General features: G+C 69.9%; 22 protein-coding genes. 8 read left to right on the plus strand and 14 right to left on the minus strand.

Annotated elements, in window-relative coordinates; translation table 11 throughout:
• Positions 1–50 precede the first annotated feature (50 nt).
• Genes AB0C30_RS09990 through AB0C30_RS10020 form a run of 7 tightly spaced genes read right to left on the minus strand, consistent with a single transcriptional unit; the run spans position 51 to position 7,756 of the window.
• The gene (locus AB0C30_RS09990; protein ID WP_357941628.1) at positions 51–1,226 is read right to left on the minus strand and encodes an ABC transporter permease; all 1,176 of its coding nucleotides are present in this window, start codon (positions 1,224–1,226) and stop codon (positions 51–53) included.
• Positions 1,219–2,754: a sugar ABC transporter ATP-binding protein gene (locus AB0C30_RS09995; protein ID WP_357941630.1), complete on the minus strand. Its 1,536-nt coding sequence runs from the start codon at positions 2,752–2,754 to the stop codon at positions 1,219–1,221. Before AB0C30_RS09995 ends, AB0C30_RS09990 begins: the two co-directional genes overlap by 8 nt.
• Positions 2,751–3,401, minus strand: coding sequence for a DUF2291 domain-containing protein (locus AB0C30_RS10000; protein ID WP_357941632.1), 651 nt, complete (start codon positions 3,399–3,401; stop codon positions 2,751–2,753). The genes AB0C30_RS09995 and AB0C30_RS10000 overlap by 4 nt, the downstream gene beginning before the upstream one ends.
• Complete coding sequence (locus tag AB0C30_RS10005) at positions 3,398–4,870, minus strand: FGGY family carbohydrate kinase (RefSeq protein WP_357941634.1); 1,473 nt, start codon at positions 4,868–4,870, stop codon at positions 3,398–3,400. The genes AB0C30_RS10000 and AB0C30_RS10005 overlap by 4 nt, the downstream gene beginning before the upstream one ends.
• Positions 4,870–5,823, minus strand: coding sequence for a transketolase C-terminal domain-containing protein (locus tag AB0C30_RS10010; RefSeq protein ID WP_357941636.1), 954 nt, complete (start codon positions 5,821–5,823; stop codon positions 4,870–4,872). Before AB0C30_RS10010 ends, AB0C30_RS10005 begins: the two co-directional genes overlap by 1 nt.
• Positions 5,820–6,728: a transketolase gene (locus AB0C30_RS10015; protein WP_357941638.1), complete on the minus strand. Its 909-nt coding sequence runs from the start codon at positions 6,726–6,728 to the stop codon at positions 5,820–5,822. Before AB0C30_RS10015 ends, AB0C30_RS10010 begins: the two co-directional genes overlap by 4 nt.
• Complete coding sequence (locus AB0C30_RS10020) at positions 6,725–7,756, minus strand: sugar phosphate isomerase/epimerase family protein (protein WP_357941640.1); 1,032 nt, start codon at positions 7,754–7,756, stop codon at positions 6,725–6,727. The genes AB0C30_RS10015 and AB0C30_RS10020 overlap by 4 nt, the downstream gene beginning before the upstream one ends.
• Before the next feature lie 227 nt (positions 7,757–7,983).
• On the opposite strand from AB0C30_RS10020, the gene AB0C30_RS10025 reads away from it, so the two are divergent.
• Positions 7,984–9,474, plus strand: a complete 1,491-nt coding sequence (locus tag AB0C30_RS10025) for a nucleoside hydrolase-like domain-containing protein (RefSeq protein WP_357941642.1) — start codon at positions 7,984–7,986, stop codon at positions 9,472–9,474.
• A gap of 50 nt (positions 9,475–9,524) precedes the next feature.
• Here AB0C30_RS10025 and AB0C30_RS10030 read toward each other — a convergent pair whose 3' ends face one another.
• The 7 genes from AB0C30_RS10030 to AB0C30_RS10060 form a co-directional block, all read right to left on the minus strand.
• Positions 9,525–10,517, minus strand: coding sequence for an aldo/keto reductase (locus tag AB0C30_RS10030; protein WP_357941644.1), 993 nt, complete (start codon positions 10,515–10,517; stop codon positions 9,525–9,527).
• Positions 10,518–10,644: 127 nt separating this feature from the next.
• Positions 10,645–12,105: a cation:proton antiporter gene (locus AB0C30_RS10035; RefSeq protein WP_357941646.1), complete on the minus strand. Its 1,461-nt coding sequence runs from the start codon at positions 12,103–12,105 to the stop codon at positions 10,645–10,647.
• Positions 12,106–12,135: 30 nt separating this feature from the next.
• Positions 12,136–13,374: an MFS transporter gene (locus AB0C30_RS10040; protein ID WP_357941648.1), complete on the minus strand. Its 1,239-nt coding sequence runs from the start codon at positions 13,372–13,374 to the stop codon at positions 12,136–12,138.
• A gap of 14 nt (positions 13,375–13,388) precedes the next feature.
• Positions 13,389–13,814, minus strand: a complete 426-nt coding sequence (locus AB0C30_RS10045) for a hypothetical protein (protein ID WP_357941650.1) — start codon at positions 13,812–13,814, stop codon at positions 13,389–13,391.
• A complete protein-coding gene (gene hisG, locus AB0C30_RS10050; RefSeq protein ID WP_357941652.1) occupies positions 13,808–14,698 on the minus strand; it encodes an ATP phosphoribosyltransferase in 891 nt (296 codons plus the stop codon). Before hisG (AB0C30_RS10050) ends, AB0C30_RS10045 begins: the two co-directional genes overlap by 7 nt.
• A gap of 16 nt (positions 14,699–14,714) precedes the next feature.
• Positions 14,715–15,419: an SDR family NAD(P)-dependent oxidoreductase gene (locus AB0C30_RS10055; RefSeq protein WP_357941654.1), complete on the minus strand. Its 705-nt coding sequence runs from the start codon at positions 15,417–15,419 to the stop codon at positions 14,715–14,717.
• On the minus strand, positions 15,406–16,107 hold the full coding sequence (locus tag AB0C30_RS10060; RefSeq protein WP_357941657.1) for a phosphoribosylaminoimidazolesuccinocarboxamide synthase: 702 nt from the start codon (positions 16,105–16,107) through the stop codon (positions 15,406–15,408). The genes AB0C30_RS10055 and AB0C30_RS10060 overlap by 14 nt, the downstream gene beginning before the upstream one ends.
• A 302-nt stretch (positions 16,108–16,409) precedes the next feature.
• On the opposite strand from AB0C30_RS10060, the gene AB0C30_RS10065 reads away from it, so the two are divergent.
• The 7 genes from AB0C30_RS10065 to AB0C30_RS10095 are packed head-to-tail and all read left to right on the plus strand — an operon-like array spanning position 16,410 to position 24,427.
• Positions 16,410–17,660 carry an aminotransferase class III-fold pyridoxal phosphate-dependent enzyme gene (locus AB0C30_RS10065; protein WP_357943092.1) on the plus strand — a complete coding sequence of 417 codons (1,251 nt, stop codon included), beginning with the start codon at positions 16,410–16,412 and terminating at the stop codon, positions 17,658–17,660.
• The gene (locus tag AB0C30_RS10070) at positions 17,653–18,702 is read left to right on the plus strand and encodes a Gfo/Idh/MocA family oxidoreductase (protein ID WP_357941659.1); all 1,050 of its coding nucleotides are present in this window, start codon (positions 17,653–17,655) and stop codon (positions 18,700–18,702) included. The genes AB0C30_RS10065 and AB0C30_RS10070 overlap by 8 nt, the downstream gene beginning before the upstream one ends.
• 28 nt (positions 18,703–18,730) lie before the next feature.
• Positions 18,731–20,479 (plus strand): ABC transporter ATP-binding protein, encoded by a 1,749-nt coding sequence (locus AB0C30_RS10075; protein WP_357941661.1) that lies wholly within the window; start codon positions 18,731–18,733, stop codon positions 20,477–20,479.
• Positions 20,476–22,254, plus strand: a complete 1,779-nt coding sequence (locus AB0C30_RS10080) for an ABC transporter ATP-binding protein (protein ID WP_357941663.1) — start codon at positions 20,476–20,478, stop codon at positions 22,252–22,254. The genes AB0C30_RS10075 and AB0C30_RS10080 overlap by 4 nt, the downstream gene beginning before the upstream one ends.
• The gene (locus tag AB0C30_RS10085; RefSeq protein ID WP_357941665.1) at positions 22,251–22,736 is read left to right on the plus strand and encodes an NUDIX domain-containing protein; all 486 of its coding nucleotides are present in this window, start codon (positions 22,251–22,253) and stop codon (positions 22,734–22,736) included. The genes AB0C30_RS10080 and AB0C30_RS10085 overlap by 4 nt, the downstream gene beginning before the upstream one ends.
• Positions 22,737–22,745: 9 nt before the next feature.
• Entirely contained in the window at positions 22,746–23,648 is a 903-nt protein-coding gene (gene hisG, locus AB0C30_RS10090) for an ATP phosphoribosyltransferase (protein WP_357941667.1), read from the plus strand.
• Positions 23,645–24,427, plus strand: coding sequence for an HAD hydrolase family protein (locus AB0C30_RS10095; RefSeq protein ID WP_357941668.1), 783 nt, complete (start codon positions 23,645–23,647; stop codon positions 24,425–24,427). Before hisG (AB0C30_RS10090) ends, AB0C30_RS10095 begins: the two co-directional genes overlap by 4 nt.
• Positions 24,428–24,485 lie beyond the last annotated feature (58 nt).

Raw genomic sequence — 24,485 nt, forward strand, 5'->3', positions numbered from 1 at the left:
CATCTGGCAATGGGGTGGGGTGAGGGTCGGCGCTTGGAAAAAGATGAGGGTCAGCGGGCGGGGGTGCCGGGTCTGACCGGGGCGTTGTCGGTTGCAGCCGGTTCGTCGTCGGTGGTCGCCGGTTCGTCGGCGACCGCCACCGCGACCGCCGATGCGGCGGCGCCGCGGCGCTGGAAGCGCTGCTGGGTCTGGTCGAGGATGACCGCGACGATGATCACGGTGCCCTTGATGAAGATCTGCCAGAACGTCGAGACGCCGACGATGACCAGGCCGTCGGCGAGGAAGCCGATGACCAGGGCGCCGACGAGAGTGCCGCGTACGTTCCCGCGCCCGCCGGACAGGGCGGCGCCGCCGATGACGACGGCCGCGATGGCGTTGAGCTCGAAGCTGTCGCCGGCCTGCGGCGCGGCCGAGGTGAGCTCGGAGGCGATGATGAGGCCGGACATCGCGGCGCAGGCGCCGGAGATCATGTAGACGATCACCTTGACGCGCTGGACGGGGACGCCGGTGAGTTCGGTGGCCCGCTCGTTGCCGCCCGTGGCGTAGAGCCAGCGGCCGAAGGGCGTCGAGCGCAGGAGTACGGCGACGACGGCGGCGAGGATGATCATGATCCAGATCGCCACCGGAAGGCCGAGCGGCCGGCCGCCGCCGATCCAGTCGAAGCCGGTGTTGTGGGTGCTGGGGTCGCCGCCGAGCTTGGGATAAGTGGTGCCGCCGGAGATCAGGAGCGCGGCGCCGCGCGCGACGTACAGCATGCCCAGCGTCGCGATGAAGGGCGCGACGTTCAGTCTGGTGATGAGCAGGCCGTTGATGCTGCCCATCACGGTGCCGGCCGCGATGCACAGGATGACCACCGCCCACACCGGCGGGTAGGCGATGACGCCGAACAGGCTCAGATGTACGCCTTGGAGCAGTTCGCCGGCGATCACGCCCGACAACCCGACGATGGAGCCGACCGACAGGTCGATGCCGCCCTTGAGGATCACCAGCAGCATGCCGAGCGCCAGGACGGCGTTAATGGCCACATGCTTGATCATCGTGATCAGGTTGTCGACGGTGAGGAAGGAATCGGACAGCAGGGCGAAGACGATGATCAGGACACCGAGCGCGATGAACGCACGTAGCTCGAAGATCGAATTGAGCGTCTTCAGGCGGCGCGCCTCCGCCGCCGCCCGGCGGCGTTGCCGCAGCACGGCTGCGTGGTCGTTGGTCAGGGTGTCAGCCATGGCTAACCTCTTCGGTGGTGTCGGCGCTGTCGGCCAGGCTCATCAGCTGGTCGCGGGTGATCTCGCCGGCTCGGAGGTCGGCGATCAGCCTGCCGCGGACCAGGACGAGCAGGCGATCGGGTATGTGCAGCGCCTCTTCGGTCTCAGATGTGGTGAACAGCACCGCCAGGCCGCGTTCGGCCTGCCGCGCCATCAGTTCGAAGACGTCGGCCTTGGCGGCGACGTCCACGCCGCGGGACGGTTCGTCGAGCAGCAGTACGCGGGGGCCGGTCATCAGGGCCTTGCCGATGACGACCTTCTGCTGGTTGCCGCCGCTCAGCGAGCCGATCGGGGCGTCGGGGCCGCTGGTCTTGACGGTGACATCGGTGATCATCGTCTGGACGGCGGCGCGTTCCTTCGTGCGATTCACGAAGAGGCGGCGCACGAAACCGGTCAGCGCGGCCAGGGACAGGTTCTGGCCCACGCTCATCGTCTGGACCAGCCCGTCACGCTGGCGGTCCTCGGGGACCAGAGCCAGCCCGGCCTGGATGCGGCTGCGTACGTTGCCGACGACCGGCTCCCCGTACAGGCGGATCTCTCCCGATTCGGCGTGCAGGCGGCCGGCCAGGCACTCCAGGAGTTCGGTACGGCCGCTGCCCATGAGCCCGTAGATGCCGACGGTCTCGCCGGCGCGGACGGTGAGCGAGACGCCGTCGACGGCCAGGCGGTCGGGGTTGGCGGGGTCGGCGACCGACAGTTCGACCATCTCGAGCGCCACCGGCCCGAGTTTGGGCTCGCGGGTCGGGAAGAGGTCGTCCTGGTCGCGGCCGACCATCTTGCGTACGACCCAGGCGAGGTCGACGTCGTCGGCGGCGGCCGTGGCGACCATGGAGCCGTCGCGGAGCACGGCCACGTCGTCGGCGATGTCGAGCGCCTCTTCCAGGTGGTGGGAGATGTAGACGATCGCCACGCCTTCGGCCGTGAGCTCGCGGATGACCTGGAAGAGGACCTTCACCTCCGGGGCGCTCAGCGCCGACGTCGGCTCGTCCATGATCAGGATCCGGGCGTCCTGCAGCAGCGCGCGGGCGATCTCGACGAGTTGCTGCTGGCCCAGCCGCAGGTCGCCGACCATCAGGTCGGGGTTCAGCGCCCCGTCCAGACGGCGGAGCACGCCGGCCGCCAGCGAGCGCATGGTCGCGCGGTCGACGAGGACGCCGCCGCGAGTCCGCTCCCGCCCGAGGAACAGGTTGTCCTGGATGCTGAGGTTCGAGCACAGGCTGAGTTCCTGATGGATGATCGAGATGCCGCGATCGGCCGCGTCGCGGGCGCTGCCGAACTCGACGACCTTCCCGTCGAGCTCCACCTGGCCGGTGGTGGGCGACTCGACCGCGCTGAGGATCTTCATCAGCGTCGACTTGCCGGCGCCGTTCTCGCCGAACAGCACCACCACGCGCCCCGGGACGATGTCGAGCGAGACGCCCTTGAGCGCCTGCGTCCCGCCGTACACCTTGGTGACGTCGACCGCCCGCAGCACCGGGGTCGCCGTCATGACGCCGCCTCGACGGAGATCGGCGTGACGGTCAGCACGTCGGCCGTCAGTGGCGTCATCGCGCCGACCACGGTGACCTTCTTGCCGTCGAGCGACGGGACATCGAGCGACGACAGCACCTTCGCCTTGACCTCGTTGTTCAGGGCGGTGCCCGCGTCGGCGTAGTCGACCTGGTTGACGAACTGGCCGAACGCGATGAAACCGACCGCGTCGCGCAGCGCCGTGCCGTTGATGGCCGGGCCGATCTGCACCTGGACCCTGGACTTGCCGATGCCGGGCACCTCGACCGGCAGCAGGCCGCTCTTCGCCGAACCGGCGGTGCCGGTCAGCGTGACGGCGTAGCTGTACGGCCCGGTGCCGGCGCGGTGGCCGTACTTCTGGCCGGCCGCGTCCGTGTCGTCGGCGATCGCCTTGCTCAGCGTGACGATGTCGACGGCCTTGCTCTTGATCGCCGGTACGACCTTCGGCCCGTAGGTCGCGGCGCCGTAGCGGGCCGGGTCGAATTTCGCCTGCTCGCCGGCGCGCGGCGCGGTGTCCGAGCGGTACGTCGTACTGGCGATGATCGCGATGATCACGAGCACGAGCGCGATCAGGCTGCCGCGGCCCAGCGTGAGCCAGCCGGGCCGGGTGGATTGCACTGCTGTCATGACGTACTCCCGTTCGCGCGTGCGCCGAGGTCGCGTGCGACCGTGAGGCGCTGGTGCCATCTCGCCGCGGCTGCCCTGCGGTGCTCCGCGCTCCAGTCAGGGGTGAAGATCTCCACGTCGCCGTCGGCCCGGCGTTCGAGGTCGCCGGTGGTCCACAGGCCCAGTCCGAGACCGGCCAGGTCGGCCGCGCCGCCCGCCGACAGCTCGTGATGACGGGTGCGGGCCACCTCGACATCGCTGAGGCCGGCCTGCAGCCGCATGAGCGCGGTGCTGCGGGTGAGGCCGCCGTCGGCGACGATCCGGCGCAGGCCCGGCATGGCGGTCAGGACGTCGTCGACCTGGTGCGCCACCGACTCCAGGGCCGCCCGCGCGAGCTGCTCCCGCCCGGTGCCGAGGTCGAACCCGGCCAGCACCGGCACCGCCCGGGGGTCCCACCACGGCGCTCCCAGGCCGCCGAATGCCGGTACGAGGGTGACGTCGCCCGCGTCGGAGCCGGCCGCCAGGTCGACGACCTGGTCCGCGGAGATGCCGAGCAAGTCCGCCAGCCAGGTCAGGGTCCGGCCGGTGGAGCGGATGTTCGCCTCCCTGGCGAACGTCGGCTGCCCGGTGGACCAGGCGATGGTGTCGCAGACCGGACCGCCCAGGCCGCCCGGCGACTCCGCGACCGTCATCACCGACGATCCCGTGCCGTAGGTCACCTTGACCACGCCCGGCCGCCAGCCCGCGTGCGCGAACAGCGCGGCGTGCGAATCGCCCAGCACCGCGAGCACGGGCACCCCGGCGGGCAGCGGGTCCAGGTCGCGGACCGTGCCGAAGGGGCCGGTGGAGGCGACGACGCGGCCCAGCGCCGCGCGGGGGACGCCGAAGATCTCCAGCAGTTCGTCGTCCCAGTCACCGGTCGCGAGGTTCAGCAGCTGAGTGCGGGAGGCATTGCCCACCTCGGTGACGAATTCGCCGGTGAGCGCGTCGAGCAGCCACGCGTCCACGGTGCCCAGGCGCAACTCGCCGCGCCCGCTGCGCTCGCGCGCCGGGTCGTGCCGGTCGAGCAGGGCGCCCATCTTCAGCGCCGAGAACATCGGGTCCAGCGGGAGCCCGGTACGACTCCGGACCAGGTCGCCGTACCCTTCGTCCAAGAGCTGGGCCGCTCGGTCCGCGCCGCGCTGGTCCTGCCAGCCGACCAGTGGCGCGACCGGCCGTCCGGTCGCCGCGTCCCACAGGACCACCGACTCGCGCTGGGTGCTCAGCCCGATCCCGCGTACGGCCCGCGGATCGGCCTGCCGCAGGCAGGCGGCGACGGCGTCGCGGACGCTGCCGAGCAGTTCCTCGGCGTCCTGCTCCGCCAGCCCCGGAGCCGGGTGGCTCTGGGACAACGGCGCACTGGCGCGGGCCACGACCTGGCCGGCGGCGTCGACCAGCAGGGCCTTGGTGGAGCCGGTGCCCTGATCGATGGCGAGGACGAGCGGTTCCATCAGTCCCGTCCCAAAGCCTCACGGGCGGCCTTGACGATGCCCTCGGCGTTCAGGCCGAAGTGGTCGAGCAGGAAGGACGTGCTTCCCGTCGGTGCGAACGTCGGGACGCCCAGCATGCGTACGGGCACGGGATGGCGCTCCGCGACGACCTTGGCGACGGCGGCGCCCAGACCGCCGGACAGCAGGCCCTCCTCCGCGGTGATGATCGCGCCGGTCTGCTCCGCGGCGGCGACGACCTCGGCCACGTCCAGCGGCTCGACGAAGGTCATGTTGACCACCCGCGCGGTGAGGCCCTCCGCGCGCAGGAGCGCGGCCGCGTCGAGGGCCCGCGAGACCATCGTGCCGATCGCGATCACGGTCACGTCGTCGCCTTCGGCCAGGCGCGTCGCCCGGCCGGCCTCGAAGGGCGTGCCCGCCGGTGTCACCGCGGGGACCTTGAAGCGGGGGATCCGGATATAGGAGGGGAGACCGGACGCCGCGGCCCAGCGGACGGCGTCGCGAGTCTGCGACGGGTCGGCCGGGACGACGATGCGCAGCCCGGGGACGGCGCGCATCCAGGACAGATCCTCGATGGAGTGGTGGGTGGGTCCCAGCTCGCCGTACGCCATGCCCGGGCTCTGCCCGCACAGCACCACGTGCCGGTCGCTGTAGGCCACGTCCGCCTTGATCTGCTCCAGGGCGCGCCCGGTGAGGAACGGCGCCGCGGCGGAGACGAAGGGGATGAAACCGGCGTTGGCCAGGCCGGCTGACACGCCGACGAGGTCCTGTTCGGCGATGCCGACGTTGATCAGGCGGTCGGGGAACTCCTCGCGGAATTTGACCAGGTTGCTGGATCCGACCGAGTCATTGCAGACCGCCACGATCCGCTCGTCGGCGCGGGCCAGGGCGGCCAGCTCCTCGCCGAAGTCGACGCGGCAGTCGAACGTGGGGGCCTGCTCGGCGAGGGCGGTCATCGGCTCAGCTCCTCGAGCGCGAGCTGGACCTGCTCGTCGGTGGGCACCTTGTGGTGCCACTCGACCCGGTCTTCCATGAATGAGACACCCTTGCCCTTGACGGTGTTGGCGATGACGGCGACGGGCCTGCCCGTCGACGACGGCGCGTACGCCTGCTTGATCGCGGCGTGGTCGTGGCCGTCGATGACGCGCACCTCCCAGCCGAAGCTCGCCCACTTCTGGTCGAGCGGCTCCAGCGACTTGGTGTCCTCGGTACGCGCGCCCTGCTGCAGCCGGTTGCGGTCGACCACGGCCGTCAGGTTCGCCAGGCCGTAGTGGGCGGCCGTCATGGCCGCCTCCCAGTTGCTGCCCTCCTGCATCTCGCCGTCGCCGAGGACGACGATGGTGCGCCAGGTCTCGCCGCGCAGCTTGGCGCCGAGGGCGCAGCCGGTGGCGACCGGGAAGCCGTGCCCGAGCGGGCCCGTGTTGGTCTCCACGCCGGGCACCTTGACCCGGTTGGGGTGGCCGTTCAGCGGCGACAGCGGCGCCATGTACTCGGCGAGCCGATCCTGGGGGAAGAAGCCGCAGGAGGCCAGCGTCGAGTACAGCGCGGCGGCGCAGTGACCCTTGCTCAGCACGAACCGGTCACGCAGGGGGTTGGCCGGGTCGTGCGGGTCGAGCCGCAGTGTCCCCCACATGGCGGTCACCAGCAGGTCCGTCACCGACAGGTCGCCACCGACGTGCCCCATCCGGGCCGCCTGGATGGTCGTGAGGATGTCGCGCCGGATGCGGGTGGCGATTCCGGCCAGCTCGGGGGCCGCCTCGGCGGGCGAGGCCGCGCGCAGGAGCGCACTCCGCTCGACGTAGGCGTTGGCGACGGGCGCGTCCAGTTCGAGGGGCCTGGACGCGATCTTCACGGCGGTCATGCGGACTCGCTCTCGGCGAGTGCCCGGTAGAGCGCCCGCTTCGCGATGCGCTGGGCGCCGAGGGCGTCCTGCGCCGACTGGGCGGCGGCGAGCGCGTCGCGGTCGAGGTAGCCCAGCGCGTGGTGGAAGGCGCGCATGGTGCGGATGCCCGCCCGCGCCGCCTCGACGGAGTCCTCGCGGAACGGGAACTGGTCGAGCTGCCAGACGCCCTGCCAGCCGGCGTCGCGCAGGGCGAAGAAGAACTCGAACGTCTCCAGCAGGTGCACCGAGCCGACGACCATGTCGTCGTCCCAGCCGCGGAAGTTGTCGTTGACGTCGATCGCGAAGAGTTTTCCGCGGCTCATCGCCATCTTGGCGGCCTCGGCCGGTGTCTCGCCGCCGTACAGGGAGTGGCCGAAGTCGAGCAGGATGCCGACGTTGTCCACGCCCATGTCCTCGATCGCGAGCAGGGTGCGCGCGACGGAGGAGAAGACCATCCGGTTGCGCGGCTCGCGCGGCTTGTACTCGATCGCGAACTTCAAGTCGGGGAACGCCTGCGCGAGCTCGCGGACCGCGCCGACCGACTTGTCCCACAGGTCGGTGTAGTCGGCCTGGAAGGGATAGTCGTAACCGTCCTGCCCGGGCCACAACTTGACGTAGTCGACACCCAGCTCACGCCCGACTTCGGCCGCGGCCGCCACCAGGTCGATGGCGTCCTGGCGTACGGCGGGGTCGGGGTTGGTGAAACCGCCCTTGGCGAACTTGCCCGTGTAGAACTCGGGCGTCACCGCGATCGCGCGCAGGTTCTGCTCGTCGAGCGCCGCCCGTACCTCGGCGGTGCTGATGCCGCCGGGCGGAAACGGCCAGTTCAGGTCGACCACGGACAGGTCGCCCACTGCCCCGGCAAGCTTGATGCAGTCCAAGACCGTCTTCGGCTCGCCGTAGCCGTCGGTCGCATACCGGTCGACATAGGTGGCGAAGTGCCAGATGCCGGCCCCGTAGACCGGCTCATCGTGGGGCTGAATGTTTATGCGATCACGATCAGACATGCAAGCAAGTTACGGGAGGATGAAAAGAGGTGTCAATGGGGTGCCCTTGGTCATGCGTCGGCAACCTTGACGACATCCAGGAGCAGCATGAATACTGCGCATGCCCTTCGCCACTCAGCGGTGAATAGGTATTCGCAGAAGGAGTTGCCGTGCCCCCCTCCAGACTCCCCGCCCCCCGGAGCAGGCGACGTATCCGGGCATTGACCTGCATGATCGCGGCTCTCGGCATGACTGTCGCCACGCTCCCCGCGGCGGCCGAGGCCGACAGCATCCACCCGGAAGGGAACCTGCCCAGAACGGTCGTCACCACCGACATGGAGCAGGATGACTACGCCTCGCTCATCCGTTATCTGCTCTACACCAACGAGGTCGACACCGAGGGGATCATCTACAGCAGCGGCAGGTTCCACTGGTCAGGAGATGGCAAGGGCACGCCGTTCTTCCTCCCCGGCCGGGAGTACACCACGCCGCAGACCTCATGGCGATGGACCGGGACGCGGACCATCCAGGACCAGGCCCTGCGCGCGTACGCCGAGGTCTACCCCAATCTGCGCAGGCATGACTCCCACTACCCCGCGCCGGGCGAGCTGCTGTCCAAGGTCAAGATCGGCAACATCGAGTTCGAGAACGAGATGGCCAAGGACACCGAGGGCTCCGACCTCATCCGCGACCTGCTGCTGGACCACGATTCCCGGCCGCTGTACCTCCAGGCGTGGGGCGGCACCAACACGATCGCCCGGGCCCTCAAGTCGATCGAGGACCGCTTCGGCCGCACGAGGCAATGGCCTCGCGTCAAGGCCGCGGTCTCGAAGAAGGCGGTGATCCTGGCCAGCGGCTTCCAGGACGACACCTACGCGCAGTACATCGCTCCCGTCTGGCCGGAGATCCGCGTCGAGAACCTGGCGGCAGGCTACGCGACCTGGGGCTACAACTGCGAGCGCGGGCAGGGCAACGTCCGAGGCCTACCGGCTGACCGCGTCTACTTCAGCGGCGCGTGGATCAAGAAGAACATCCAGATCGGGCCGCTGGGCTCGCTCTACCGGTCATGGCTGGACGGCCAGTCCATGCCGGGCGACCAACTCGACATCTTCGGCGACCCCGAGCGTGCGGCTGGCGGCTGGTGCAAGCCGCTGGCGCCGTACGACTTCCTCTCCGAGGGCGACAACGTGGCCTTCAACCCCTTGCTCAACACCGGCATCCAGGAACCGGAGAACCCGCTGCTCGGCGGCTGGGGCGGCCGCGCGACCCAGACGACCACCACGCCGAACCTGTGGACCATGGTGGGCGCGGAGAAGGACGAAACCGGTGCCGACGTCAAGAACTACACGACGCTGCGGTGGGCCGGAGCCGCGCAGAACGACTTCGCGGCCCGCATGCAGTGGACGCTGACCCCCAAATACCGCGACGGCAACCACCCGCCCACGGTCGGCATCCATGGCAACGACACCGTCCGGGCCCGGCCCGGCTCGGTCGTCACGCTCACCGGCCGCGCCACCGATCCTGACAATGACCCGGTGGCGCTCCGCTGGTCGCAGTACCGGGAAGAAGGCAGCTACCCCGGCACCGTCACCATCACCGACCGCGGTCACGGCCGGGCCGCCGTCACCGTCCCGGCGGACGCGACACCGGGCCAGACCATCTCGATCATCCTCCAGGGCACCGACGACGGCACGTTCCCCCTCACCCGCTATGACCGCCTGTTCATCCGGGTCGTCTGACGACGCGCGGCATCGCCCGGCGAGCCGTTCCGCCCGCCGGGCGATCCGGGTCAGTGGGCGGCGTCGAGTTTCGCTCGCTGTTCCGCCGTCAACTCCAGGTCCGCCGCGGCCAGGCTCTCCTCCAACTGCTCGACCGAGGAAGCGCCGACCAGCGGGATCACCGGGATCTCGCCGCCGATGAGCCAGGCGAGCACCACCTGGTTGACGGTCGCTCCTGTCTCCTGGGCCACTTCCCGCAGCGCCGCGAGACGCCGGGGGGTGCCCGCGTGCTCGAACGCGTCGCCGAGCGGCTTGTCGTCACGTACGTAACCGCCGCTCAGCAAGGGTGAGTAGGCGACCAGCGCGAGTTCGGGCTCGGCTCGCAGGTAGCTGAGCAGATCACCGCCGACCACGCCGAGGTTGCCGTCCTGAGAGCGCAGCGTCGGAAGATCGGTGCGCTGACGGAGGTACGTGTGGTGATATTGCACGACCTCATAGCCGGGCAGCCCCGCCGCGGCCGCCAGGTTCCGGGCCCGCTCGAGTCGCCACGTCCAGTGATTGCTCGCCCCAAGTAGACCGACAGTGCCTTCCTCGACCAGACCCGCGAAACCCTCGACCGTCTCCTCCAGCGGTACCTTCCAACCTTCGAGGTAGGCGTGTGCGTACAGGAGATCCAGCTTGTCTACGCCAAGCCGCTCCCGGCTGCGCTCCGAGGATTCCCGGATCACCCGGGCCGACAAGCCCTCAAGGTCATGGCTGAGGGCAGACGATGGAACGTTCGGCCGCCCGCCGAGCTTGGTGGCGATGACGATCTCGTCCGTGATGCCGCGGCTGCGTCGCCAGCGGCCGAGCAGCGCCTCGCTTTCACCCCCCTGAGTGCCGTTGACCCAATAGGCGTAGTTGTTGGCGGTGTCGAGGAAAGTGCCGCCGGCCTCGACGAAGCGGTCGAGGATGGCGTACGACGTCGCCTCGTCGATGGTGGTGCCGAACAGCATGGCGCCAAGACTCAGCACACTGACCTGACGACGGGTCTTCGGATCACTGCCGATCGTGCGATACCTCATGGGAATCCCTTCCAAATTGAGCGTTGGGCGGGATTGTGCACCCTAGAGGCGACTCGAGGTCAATGCGTCAGGCGCGCTCGAATTCTGCCGGGCGGCCATTCACGATTCGTTGACACCGCATAGACGCTCAGGCAAGGCGCTCCTTTTCGGCTGGTCGTGGCATCGGGGCGGGCGATGTCCGCTCCGGATGGCACAGCCCCAGCAGGCGCAGCGCGGGCACCGTCATCACGGTGGTGATCAGCGCCATGAGCATCAGCACCGTGAACGTGCCCGCTCCGATCACGCCGATGCTGAGCCCCGTGCTGAGCACGACGATCTCGGTGACGCCGCGCGCGTTCATGAGGACGCCGAGGCCGAGCGCGAGCCGTCCCGGCATGCCGCCGGCCCAGGCGGTCACGGCGGCGGTGCCGAGTTTGCCGAGGACCGCGGCCACGAGCAGCACCGCCCCGCCCAACAGCACCGTCGGATCGTCGAAGGCCATGCGTACGTCGGCCTGCAGCCCGATCGAGGCGAAGAACACCGGCAGCAGCAGCGCGCGGTTGAGTGAGGCGAGCCGGTCGGGCACCGTGCCCAGGACGCGGGCGTTACGGGGGATCACGACGCCGGCCAGGAGGGCGCCGAAGATCGCGTGTGCGCCGATGACGTCCGTCGCCGCCGCCAGGGAGAAGATCAGGCCCAGGACGAGCACGAGGCTGGCGGGCGCGGGCAACCTGGTCGCCGCGTACCTGTCGGCCAGGGTCTTGAGCGCGGGGCGGAGCACGAGGAGCGCGACGAGGACCAGGATGGCGGAGAGCAGCATCGTGGTCAGCGCGCCGGCGGGTGAGCGGGCGTGCGCGAGCGCGATCACCGCGGCGAGCGCACACCACGCGAGTACGTCGGCGATGCCGGCGCACAGGATGGCCAGCGAGCCCAGCCGGGTGCCGGTCAGGCCGACTTCCTGCAGGATCCTGGCCAGCACGGGTAACGCGGTGACGCTCAGCGCGGTCCCGATGAACAGGACGAACTCCGTCTTGCCCGCCGTCGGGCCGGCGAGCGCGGAAGCGAACGGGATCGCCGCGACCGTGCCCAGGGCGAAGGGGACGGCCACCATTGACAGGGCGGCGACGCCCACGACGATGCGTTGCCTGCCCAGGGCGGTGTGGTCGAACTCCGTTCCCACGGTGAAGATGAAGATCGCCAGCCCGGCCTGGGCGAGCAGGTTCAAGTGCTGCATGGCGGCGGCGGGCATGATCAGCTCGGTCGCCGCCGGCGCCAGCGCGCCCAGCGCGGACGGCCCCAGCAGCAGCCCGGCCACTATCTGTCCCACCACTGAGGGCTGGCCGATCCGACGGGCCGCGATGCCGCCGAGCGAGGCCAGTCCGCCGATGACCGCCACGGCGAGGAACAACCTCAGGATCGACTGGATGGGCGTCGCCTCCGCTGCCGGCGATGGCACCACCCCGCGCGCCACCGGGTGGACACCCCAGCCGAAGACCATCAGGAGCGATACGGCGGCCACGGCGGTCAGCGTGAGCGCGATCACCAGACCCCAGGCCGGGGCGGGCAGGAGGCGTTGTTCGGTGTCTTCGAGCGGGTTCTGTCCACGCATGCTGACGCCCCCTCCGGCGGTCTGCGATGGCTACATGGGTTGCGCTTTGAAGGGCTCAGCCGACGACCGGGCCGCTCGCCCGCCGACCAGCAGCAGCGCGCCGACGGCGGCGACCATCCCGACGGCGATGACCGGTACGAGGGCCTGGAAGCCCGGCCCGGCGACCACCAGGCCGAACATCGGCGGGCCGAGCAACGATCCGAGGCTGCCCGCCTGAGCGACGACGCCGTTGCCGACATCGGCGTGGTCGAGACGGTCCAGCACCATTGGGAGCGCGGCGAAGACGAGGGCGCCCAGGAAGCCGTTCTCCATCGAGATGATCGCCGCGCCGACCTGCGCCGCCGTCAGCGAGGCCGCGCCACCGTACATGAGCCAGGCCGCCGGGACGGTGAGGAGTCCGACCAGCGCGAGCACGCGGACCGGCGTGCCACGGCGGAGCAGCACTCCCACGGCCAATCCGCCGAGCGCGCTGAGCAGGGAGATCACCGAGGTCACCGCGCCGGCGGCGGTGGCCGTGCGGCCGTACTCCTCGATGAGGAGCGTGGGCAGCAGGACGATCACCGGAATGGTCACCAGCGCGCCCAGGCAGAAGGCGAGGGCGAGTGCCGCCGGCCACTTCAGGGCCCCGATCTTGGGAACGGGTCCGGCCGCCGCCTGCCGGCCGGACCCGCGCGGCAGCCGTACCCAGACCACCAGGGCCATCGCCAGCGTCAGTGCGGCGATCAGCCCGATCCAGCCCCGCCAGCCCAGAGCGGAGCCCAGCACGCCGCCCCCAAGGGTGCTCAGTCCGATGCCCACGGCGACGAACGTGGCCCAGATCGACAGGGCGGTGCCGCGGTCCCGTTCGCCGGCCAGGCGGAGGATCAGCGCCGGGCAGGCGATGGTGACCAGGACGTATCCGGTGCCTTCGACGCCTCTGGCGGCCAGCAACCAGCCGAAGTCGCCCGCCCACACGCTCGCCGCGCTCGCCGCCGCGATCAGGACCAGCCCGGCGATCAGCGACCGCTCCGTGCCGAAGCGGCGGACCAGGTATCCGGCGGGCAGGCCGACGACGGCGCCCACGCCGACGACCGCCGAGATCACCCAGCCCAGTTCCGACAGCGACAGCCCGAGCTCACCGGCCACGGCCGGCCCGACGGAGGCGAACTTGCCGAGGCTCATCGCCGCGGCGACCCCGCCGAGGTAGACGAGGGCGATCAGCACCCACTGGGAGCGCTGCGGCGATTGCTCGCCCGGCTCCGAGATGCCTGGCGTTGGCTGGCGATCCATGAATCTCCTTCGATCTAATCTGGTTCATCCGCCGCTGCGGTCAGGCGCGCCTGGATGCCCACCAGCCCGGCTCCGGCGAAGGAGAAGCGCACGTCGGCGGGCCGGCGATGGCGGGACACACGGTGACCGTCCTGGACATGGATCCACAACCAGGCTGCGTCCAGGTCCAAGGCGACGGGGCCGCTGTCGGTGGTCGGGCGGGGAGGGACGGCGTACCGGCTCAGTGGCGCCAGCAGTTCGGCGGGCAGCCCGATGAGGTCGACGTCGAGCACGCGGGAACGGCCGTCCATGTCAACGGCGAGCAGGACGCCGCGGGTGACCGCCACGACGGAATCGGCGGAGACGGGGGTGGCCAGACGCAGTTCGAGCAGGCCGGAGGACGCGCGCCAGCCGGCTCCGTCCGCGGGGACGAGCCGGTTGTTCGTGGTACGGATCAGCATCGCGACACGTTCGAGGCGAGGAGGCCGATTCCCGATTCGGTGACGTCGACCGCTCCGGCCGACAGCAGGACGTCGATCATCTCAGGGACGTCCCCGCGCAGCAGCACTCCCTGGAGCACGACCACATTCTCGTCCGCCAGGTCCGACCCGGCGCGCCACGATCGGCCGGGCATCGCGGTGACCACCTGGGGCAGGCTTTCGGCCAGCGTCCGGACCGTCAGCAGTACGTGGGACGGGCCGACCCAGGCGCCACGCAGCAGCAGCGCGATGTTCTGGATCACGCCGCGTTTGCTCTTCTCGGCGTACGCGGCCGGGTTGGCGATCAGTTGCGCGCCGCAGGTCCGGATGGTCTCGATGATCCGCAGGTTGTTCTGGCGGAGCGAATGGCCCGTCTCCACGACGTCCATCATCACATCGGCCAGCTCCGGGATCTTGGCTTCCGTCGCGCCGTAGGACACGACCACCTCGGCCCGCCGTCCGGCGGCCTGGAAGAAGCGGCGGCCGATGTTCGGGTATTCGGTGGCCACGCGGACGCCGTCGGGCAGATCGGTCACGCTGGTGGCGGGGTGGTCGGCCGGGGCCGCGAGCACCAGCCGCCATGGCCGCTCGGTGTTCCTGGAGTAGTCGAAGGACTCCGCCACCTCGACCTTGGCGCCGGTCTCCTCGATCCAGTCGGCGCCGGTCAGTCCGAGGTCGAACGTCCCGCTCTCGACCGCCAAGGGGATCTCGCGCGGCTTGTAGAACGCGACGTGCGTCACGCCGGTGTAGTCGATCACGCCACGGTACGACCGTTCGGAGGGCCGCCGGATGGGCAGCCCCGCGGCCGCGAACAGTTGCAGGGCCCGCCGCTCCAGCGACCCCTTCGGCAGTACGAGGGAGAGCATGATTCCTCCTCGGAAACTACACATGCAGAAGACGGTCGATGCCGGTGATGGGCGGTTCGGCGAGGTCGGCCGGGCGTACCTCTATTTCTCCCACCACGAGGTCCGTCGGCCAGGAGTCGACGATGGTGCCCACGCAGCGGGCGACGGACCGCGTGCTCATCTTGTGCGCCGAGTCATCGCCGTCCAGGTTGGCGATGGCTCCCGGAGAGACGAGGCAGGCCCGGACCCCGTTGCGGCGTTCCTCCAGCAGCAGCGTCTCGACCAGCGCCTTCAGCCCGGCCTTGGTGGCGCTGTAGGCGGCGCCGCCCTCGAAGTAGCGGGTGCCGGCGTGGCTGCCCATCGCGACGAAGACGCCACGGCCGGCCCGCAACGCGGGCAGGACGGCCTTGACCAGGTGGAAGCTGGCGCTGAGGTTGATCGAGACCAGCCGCTCCCAGTCCGCCTCGGTCAACTCGGCTATCGGGTCGAGAACCCGCTCGACCGCGTTGGACACGCAGACGTCGATCCGGCCCGCCTCGTCGAGCACCTGGCCGACCCCCCGCCTGATCTGCGCGGGGTCGGCCAGATCGCACCGGAGCTCCCCGAGCCAGTCCTCCCTCGCCAAGGACCGGTTCAGGGAGAACAGGCGGTAGCCGCGGTCGCGTAGTTCCCCGGCGATGGCCTTTCCGCTGCCGCGATTGGTGCCGGTGACCAGCGCGACCCGGGCGTCACTTGATGACATCGAGGACGCGACTCCACTGGTTGACGATCTCGTCTCCTTCGACACCGTCCCGGAACAGGTCCTTGTCCAGGGGGGATCCGTCCTCGTGCCGCAGCCGGATGCAGTCCTGGGAGATCTCGGAGATGACGGTCAGCTCGCCGTTGCCCGCCTGCCCGAAGATGAGGCAGAAGTCCCACACGTCCAGCGGGCGCAGCCACGATCGCAGCACGTCGTTGACGGCGAGCGCGCGTTCGCGCATCTCCTCGACCGGCAGCCCGAGGACTCTCAGGTAGTCCTCGCCGATCGGCTGGTCCTCGGGGTCGATCCGGTAGTCGAACTTCACGACCGGGCGGGGCAGCGGCGCGCCGTCCTCGAACAGGCCGGGGTACTTCCGGGTGGTCGATCCGGTGGCCCTGTTCTTCACGATCACTTCGAAGGGGGGCGCCGGGCAGTAGTCGGCGAGGTAGGAGTCCTCGGCGACCCGTTCCCTGAACGCGCACCGCACCCCCGCGGCCTCGATCATGGCCGCGGCCCTTTCGTAGAAAGCGAGCCGCAGCGGGCCGGTGCGCTCGACGATTTCATCACGCTGGTAGGTGAAACTGCGCAGGCTGGGGATTATCTGCACGAGGCACTGCCCGCCGGGCAGTAACCACAGACGCTTACTGCGCCCGATGATATCCGGGCTTCCCCGGGTCGCTTCGTGGTCCACGTCGCCTCCACATCACCGCCGACAATGGCCCACACAACTTGATATGCGGCGACCGTTTTGTCAACCCTGGAAAAAGGTTCACTTGACGGCGCTCTCGAAGCCTTGCTATGTCGCCGCCGAGTCGCCTGGCCCGCGCGTGATCGGCGCCGCGTGATCTCTTTTCTTTTCATCGCGCGAGGAACCCGGAATATCGGTTGACCCTGGAAAAAGGAGTACTTGACGGAGTCCGGCCGGGCGAAGGTATTGTCGCTGGAATTACATTTCGATCTTATTAAGCCTGGCCCGGAAGGAGAGGATCATTGTTGCAATATGAGCGGATCGCTCACTCGAAGATCACCAAAAAGTTCAGGGCAGAAGGACAACAGCTCCTGTTCTCGCGAGGTAAGAGAGGCGAGGTGTCGGACGCGAACGGCGTGCCGTACATCGACTTCGTCATGGGTTATGGGCCAGTGATAATCGGCCACTCGGACGACCTCTTCAACGAAATTCTCGGCGGCTATCTGGCCAACGGCATCATGATGCCGGGGTTCACCACGTTCCACCAGGAATATCTGGAACGACTGCTGGGCGAGCGGCCCGGAGACAGGGGCGCGTTCTTCAAGACCGCCTCGGAGGCCGTCACCGCGGCTTTCCGGCTGGCCGCTATGCGGACCGGCCGGCTCGGAATCGTCCGCAGCGGCTACGTCGGCTGGCACGACTCCCAGATCGCCAACTCCCTGAAGTGGCACGAGCCGCTGCACTCGCCCCTGCGCGAGAAGCTCCGGTACACCGACGGGATGCGCGGGATCGGCGAGTCCGAGCCCGTACTGAACTGGGTCGATCTTCGCCTGGAGTCACTGTCAGAGCTGCTGGAGCGGCACCGGGGCCGGTTGGGCTGCTTCGTCTTCGACGCCTACCTGGCCTCGTTCACCACACCTGACGTGCTGCGGCAGGCCGTCGCGATGTGCCGCGAGGCCGGCCTGCTGACCGTCTTCGACGAGACCAAGACCGGCGGCCGGATCTCGGCGCTGGGCTATGACCATGACAACGCCATCGGCTCGGACCTGATCGTGATCGGCAAGGCGCTGGCCAACGGGGCGCCGCTGAGCATCCTGGTGGGCGGCGCCGACCTGCTCGCCCACGCGGAGCGGGCCCGGCTCAGCGGCACGTTCTCCAAGGAGATGATCGCCATTTACGCCGCACTGGCGACCAGGGACATTCTGGAGAAGCCCACCCAGGACGCGCCGGACGGCTGGGCCGAGGTCGGCCGGATCGGCACCGAGGTGGCGGCCGTTCTCTCCGCTGCCGCCAAGGAGGCGGGGGTGGCGGACCTGCTCGGCGCCCGCCCGGTGCTCGGCGGCGGGATGTTCGAGCTGGTCTATCACGACGAAGCGCTCCTTGGCGACAAGGAGCGGCGTGAGGCGCTGCTCGGCGCTCTCACCGGCGCCGGCATCCTCCTGCTCGAAGGGCACCCGTCCTTCGTGAGCCTGGCCCATCGTGACCTCGACTGGAGCGACTTCCATGACCGGGCGCGCCGCGCCTTCCAAGACTGGAACGGAGCCGACCGTGGCTGATCTCCTGCGCCTCGCGCTCGTCGGCTGCGGCCGGCAGATGCAGCAGAACCTCTTCCCCTTCCTGCAGCGGATCCGCGGCTACCAGGTCGTGGCCTGCGTCGACCCTGACCTGTCGCTGGCCGCCGAGGTCCAGGCCTTGGCCCGCGGCGCGGTCTGCGCCGACTCCATCGAAGCGATCGACCTCAAGACCGTGGACGCGGCGATCCTCGCCGTGCCACCGGAGCCTTCCTACCGGCTCACCCGGCAGCTGGCCGAACGCGGCGTCGACTGCTTCGTCGAGAAGCCGGCCGGGCCGTCCACCGACGCGCTCCAGGATCTGGAGCGCGTGGTGTGCCGCAGCGGCCGGCACGTTCAGGTGGGCTTCAACTTCCGCTACGCCGAAACCCTCCAGCGGCTGCACGAGTTGAGCACCGACATCCGGTCCAGTCCGTGCTCGGTGACCATCGACTTCTACAGCCGCCACCCGTCCGCTCCGCAGTGGGGGGTGGACACGACCCTGGAGGCGTGGATCCGGCACAACGGGGTGCACGCCCTCGACCTGGCCCGCTGGTTCGTGCCCTCGCCTGTCGTCCAGGTGGACGCGCACGCCATCCCCGGCGCGCCCGACCGCTTCCAGGTGAACCTCTTCCTGCGTCACGACGACGGCTCACTCTCGACGCTGCGCATGGGCAACCATGTCAAGCGTTTCCTGGTGGGCGTCGAGGTGCAGGGCATGGACGGCAGCCGCTACAGCGCCCCTTCCCTGGAGCGGGTGACGCTCGAACTGTCCGACGGCCTGCCGTACGGCCAGGAACTGCACAGCACGCGCAACCTGGACCACGGCTGGGCGCGCAGCGGGTTCGGACCGGAGCTCCAGGCCTTCGTCGACGCCTGCCGTGCGACGCGGGACGGGCACCAGACGAACGGCCACGCCAAGGACGCACCGTCGATCACCGATGCCCTGGCGGCGTCCGTGCTCTGCGACCGGGCGATGGAGGAACTGAACGCGGCGGGGGAGAACGGCTCCGGCCTGCTGAAGCATCCGGTCCAGGCGTGGGCGTAGGCGGAAGTCGCGGTGAGCGGAGTGAGACATGGCTGAGGAGACGCGGCCGGCCGGTGGTGCCCCACCGGCCGCGTCCCGGAGCATAGGGGGGTGGGTCGCCGGTCATCTCCGGCGGCACAGGATGCTCCTGCTGCTGTTCGCGATCACGGCGGTGGCGGCCAACCTCTGTTCGACGCTCATCCCCGTACAGATCGGCGCGGCGTTCGCCGAGGCCACCGGCGCCCGCCACGACCTCGCCGCGGTCGGGGCGGCGGCGATCACGGCCGGCCTGCTGGCGGCCGGCCGGTTCGCCGCCGACCTGATGTCCAACGGCTCGATGGAGATCATCGCCCAGCGGGTCAAACGGGATGTACGCGACGAGCTGTACCGCAGCCTGCTGGCCAAACGCATGTCCTTCCACGACCAGCAGCGCATCGGCGACATCCTGGCGCGGGCCATCAACGACGCCAGACTCGTCGACTACATGCTCAGCCCCGGGGTCGCCACCGCCGCCAACGGCGTTCTGGCGCTGCTGGTCCCGATCCTGTTCATCGCCACCTTGAACGCCCAGCTGCTCCTGGCTCCCGGCGTGCTGGTGCTGGTGTTCGCGTACGCGCTGTACTACCACCTGCGCCGACTGAACCCGCTGGTCATCCGTACCCGCGAGACCTTCGCCGACCTCAACGAACGCTTCTCCGCCACCCTCGCCGGCATCGCCACCGTCAAGGCGTCCACACAGGAGGACCTCGAACGGCGAGCGTTCAGGGACACCGCCGCCGCCTACCGGGACGCGTTCGTCAGGCGGGGCAGAGCGCAGGCCGTCTACCTGCCGGCGCTTAGCTTCGCGCTCGCGATGGCGATCGGCGCCCTCCACTCCCTCTACCTCTACTCCCAAGGCGGGCTGGGCCTGGCCCAGGTGGTGACCTATCTCGGCTGGCTGGTGCTGTTCGCGCAGCCGGTCACCATGTCCGAGCAGGCCGTTCCGGTCATCCAGGAGGGCTTCGTCGCCGCCGGTCGGATGCGGCAGATCATCGAGGGCGACCCCGCCGAGCGTGAGGACGCCCGGGGCACGGTGGCGGAGATCAACGGCGCGATCACCTTCGACCACGTGTCCTTCCGTCACGGAGGCAAGGACATCCTGCGCGACGTCTCCTTCCACCTGCCCGCCGGCCGCACCCTCGCCGTCGTCGGACCCACCGGCAGCGGCAAGAGCATGCTCGTCAAGCTGGTCAACCGGATGTACGACGCCACCGAGGGACGGGTGCTGATCGACGGCCGGGACGTGCGCGAGTGGGAACCGGGCGCGCTGCGCCGCCAGATCGGCCACGTGGACCAGGAGATCTTCCTGTTCGCCAAGAGCGTGCTGGACAACATCGCCTTCGGCTCGCCGGACGAGGCCGAGTACGAGAACGTGCTGCGCGTCGCCAAGCAGGCGTGCGCGGACGAGTTCGTACAGGAGATGGAGCACGGCTACGCCACCATCCTCAACGAGGGCGGGACGACGCTGTCCGGCGGGCAACGGCAGCGGCTGGCCATCGCCAGGGCGCTGCTGACCGAGCCGCGCGTCCTCACCCTGGACGACGCGACCAGCGCGGTCGACGCCCGGACCGAGACGGCCATCACCGAGGCGATCGAGCGCGCGGCGGCCGGCCGTACCACCGTGCTGGTCTCGCACCGCCCCGGCCAGATCCGGCGCGCCGACGTCATCCTGCTGCTGGACGGCGGGCGGGTCGTCGACCAGGGATCGCACGACGAACTGATCGCGCGCTGTGCGCTGTACCGGGAGATCTACACGTGAGCGACCTCTTCGCGGGCCTGCACGCCGACGAGTACGACCGCGTCTACGGCAACCGCCGGCTGCTGGCCCGAATCCTGCGCTATCTGCGGGCCCAGCACGGCGCCATGCTCGGCTCGGCCGTGCTTGTCGTGGGGTCGGTCCTGCTGACCGCCTCGGTGCCGATCGTCATCTCCCGCATGATCGACCAGATCGGCGGGGGAGCCGGGCTGGGCCTTCAGCTGTGCGTGTTCGTGGTCGCCGCGGCGGCGCTGGCCTGGGCGATGAACTGGGCCCGCCAGGCCATCACCGCCCGGCTGGTGGGCAGGATGGTCTACCGCCTGCAGTGCGAGGCCGCCGACGCCGCGCTGGCCAAGGACGTCGCGTTCTACGACGAGAACTCGGTCGGGAAGGTGCTGAGCCGCGTCACCGGCGACACCGAGGGCTTCGGCTCGGTGATGACCCTCGCCCTGAACCTGCTCAGCCAGATGCTCCTGGTGCTGCTGCTCGGCGGCGCGGTGTTCTGGATCGACGTCGACCTCGGCCTGATCATCCTGGCGGCGCTGCCGATCCTGCTCGCCGCGGCCCTGGCCTTCCGCAGGGTGGCCAGGACGGCGGCGGCGGCCACGCGCCGGGTGATGGCCAGGGTCAACGCCAACGTGCACGAGACGATGATGGGCATCTCGGTCGCCAAGAGCTTCGGCCGGGAACAGACGGTCTATCGCGACTTCGACGCGGTCAACCGGCTGTCCTACCAGGTCTACGTCAGGCAGGGCCTCATCTACGCGGTCATCCTCCCGGTCCTGACGCTGCTGGCCGGTCTGGCCACGGCCGTGGTGCTCTACCAGGGCGGCCGGTTCGCGGTGCTCGGCGGGCTCTCGCCGGGGGAGTGGTACTTCGCCCTGCAGGCGCTCGGCATGCTGTGGCAGCCGGTCACGCAGGCGGCGGCCTTCTGGAGCCTCTTCCAGCAGGGGCTCGCGGCCGCCGAGCGGGTCTTCGCGCTGATCGACAGCGAGCACGCCGTCGTCCAGCGCGGGAACGAGCCGGTGACCGCCCTGGCCGGTGAGATCGAGGCGCGCGGCCTGCGCTTCGGTTATGGGCCAGGCAGCACGGTGTTCGAGGATTTCGAGGTACGGCTCGCCGCACGGGAGACGGTCGCCGTGGTCGGGCACACCGGCGGCGGCAAGTCCACGCTGGCCAAGCTGATCGCCAGGGCTTATGAGTTCCAAGGCGGCGAGCTGCTGGTCGACGGCCGCGACATCCGCTCGCTCGACCTGCGGGCGTACCGGCAGCGGGTGGGTGTCGTCCCGCAGCACCCGTTCGTCTTCGCGGGCACGCTCGCGGAGAACATCGCGTACGGCCGGCCAGGGGCGAGCCGCGCGGACACCGAACGCGCCATCGAGCGCATGGGGCACCACGTGTGGTCGCGGAGCATGCCGATGTCCCTGGACGACCACCTGAGCGCTGGCGGCCGGGGGGTGTCGGTCGGGCAGCGGCAGCTCATCGCCCTGGCCCGGATGTTCCTCCGCGAACCGGACATTCTGCTCTTGGACGAGCCGACGGCCAGCGTCGACCCGCTGACCGAGCGGGGCATCCAGGACGCGTTGTCCCGGCTGTTCACCGGCCGGACGGTGCTGGTGATCGCCCACCGGCTCTCGACCATCCGGCGGGCCGATCGCGTCCTGGTCCTCGACCAGGGCGAGGTCGCCGAGGAGGGCCGCTTCGACGAGCTATTGCGGCGCGACGGCCCGTTCGCCGCCCTGTACGCGACCTACTACGCGCACCAGGAGGCGGTATGAGCGGCTGTGCTCCGCATCCGGTGGAGTTCGAGCGCGTCCAGCGGGAGGCGGCGGCGGAAGGCGTGCGGTGCGTGGTGGGCGCCGTTCTCGTCAACTCGGCCGGTGCGGTGTTCATGCAGCGGCGCGCGCCCCACGTGCGGCTGTTTCCGGGCTGCTGGGACATCGTCGGAGGGCACGTCGAAGAGGGGGAGACGCTGTGCGGGGCACTCGCGAGGGAGATCGAGGAGGAGACGAGGTGGCGACTGGTCGAGGTGGACGGCGTGGTGGACGTCTTCGACTGGAGCGATGGCGACGGAGCGCGCAGACGCGAGATCGACGTGCTCGCCACCGTCGCGGGCGACCTGACCCGGCCCCGGATCGAGCAGGACAAGTTCGTCGAGGCCCGCTGGATGGATCGGGCCACGCTGCGGCGCATGGCGTCGGCCGCCACCGACACCGGCATGATCGACCTCGCCCTGCGAGCTCTCATGAAACAGGCTTAGGAGGACTGCATGGTCTCGCTCGCGCTGCCCAAGGGGTCGTATCTTGAGCGGCCGATCCTGAGCCTTTTCACCGCCGCCGGTCTCGACGTGCGCAGAACCTCGGACCGCAGTTATCGGGCGAGTATCGAGTACGGCGATCGCCTGAAAGTGGCCTTCTACAAACCGCGCGAAATACCGCTGGTCGTCGAGAGCGGCGCCTTCGACCTCGGCCTGACCGGCACCGACTGGATCGAGGAGACCGGCGCGAAGGTCGAGTTCGTGGAGGCGTTCACGCACGTCGTGGGGGCGGATCCGCCCTGGCGGATGGTGCTCGCCGTTCCGGGCGATCATCCGGCGGAGAGCGCCGACGATCTGCTGCCCGGAATCCGGGTCGTCACCGAGTATCCGAAAATCGCCCGGCAATTCTTCGAGAGCCGGTCATTGCCGGCCGAGGTGATTCATTCCTTCGGCGCCGGAGAGGCCAAGATTCCCGAACTCGCCGATGCCGTCATCGACGTCGACGGACCCGATTCGGCAATGGCGCACCACCATATGCGGATTATTTGCACACTACGTTCGTGCGTCCCCCACCTCATCGCCAGTCCGGCCGCCTGGCGTGACGCGGACAGGCGGACCAGAATTCAGAAGGTCGCCCGGCTCCTGGGTTCGGTCGGCGCGGGCGCGGCATGTGCGCTGCTGACAGTGCGCACCTCCGCGCGCGACCTGCCGCGCGTGGCCAGATCCATGCCGGAGCCGTCCTGGCGGGCCGGCACCGGCCTCGCGGACGCCGACCTGGTGGTCCTCCAGGGGCTGGCGCCACGGCGGAACCTGGCCGAGACCATCGACGGCGTCCTGACGGCGGGTGCTCTCGACGTCATCGAATCGCAGGTCGCGAAATGGGTGACGCCGCACCTGACCGAGCAGCCACTGTGAAGCGCCGGATGATCGTGTGCGACCTCGACGGGACCCTCCTGGACTCCCGTGGCCTGGTGTCGGAACGTACGCGGGCGGCCGTGCGCCGCGTACAGGACGCGGGGCACGTCTTCGTCATCGCGACGGCCCGGCCGGTCCGCGACACGCGGCACGTGGCGGCGGCGGTCGGCGGCGCGCCCATCGCGGTCTGCGGCAACGGCTCCATCACCTTCGACTTCGCCCGGGAGGAGGTGGTCGACTACTGCCCGCTGGCCGAGACGCGCCTGGTGACGGCGCTGTCGGTGTTGCGCGACCGCTTTCCCGGCGTGCGTCTGGGCGCGGAGTGCCGGATGGAGCTGCTGCTGGAGGACGCCTTCGAACTGCCCGCCCCCCTGTCACGGAGCGCGCGGCGGGTGCCACGCCTGGAGGAGGCGCTTGCCCGGCACGAGGTCGGCAAGCTCATGGTGCAGTTGGAGGGGATCGCCCGCGAGTACTACGAGGGCGTGCGCGCGCTCCTTTCCGGGTGCGAGGTAACCATCTCGGCGGACGTGTTCTGCGAGGTGATGCGCGCCGGTGTCACCAAGGCGGCCGCCCTGGAGTCGATGGCGGGGCGACTCGGATTCGGCAGCGCGGACGTCATCGCGTTCGGCGACATGCCGAACGATCTGCCCATGCTGACCTGGGCGGGAACGGCGGTGGCCGTCGCGAACGCCCATGCGGCGGTGCTCGCGGCGGCCGACGAGGTGACCGCGTCCAACGACGACGACGGGGTCGCCAAGCGGCTGGAGCAACTCATCTGAGAACCCTTGACACTTGTCTGATGAGTATTCACGATGGGCGCTGAGCCGGGATTCCCTC

Origin of the sequence: Nonomuraea sp. NPDC048901, assembly GCF_040649695.1 — a bacterium.
In the GTDB taxonomy this organism is placed as follows: domain Bacteria; phylum Actinomycetota; class Actinomycetes; order Streptosporangiales; family Streptosporangiaceae; genus Nonomuraea.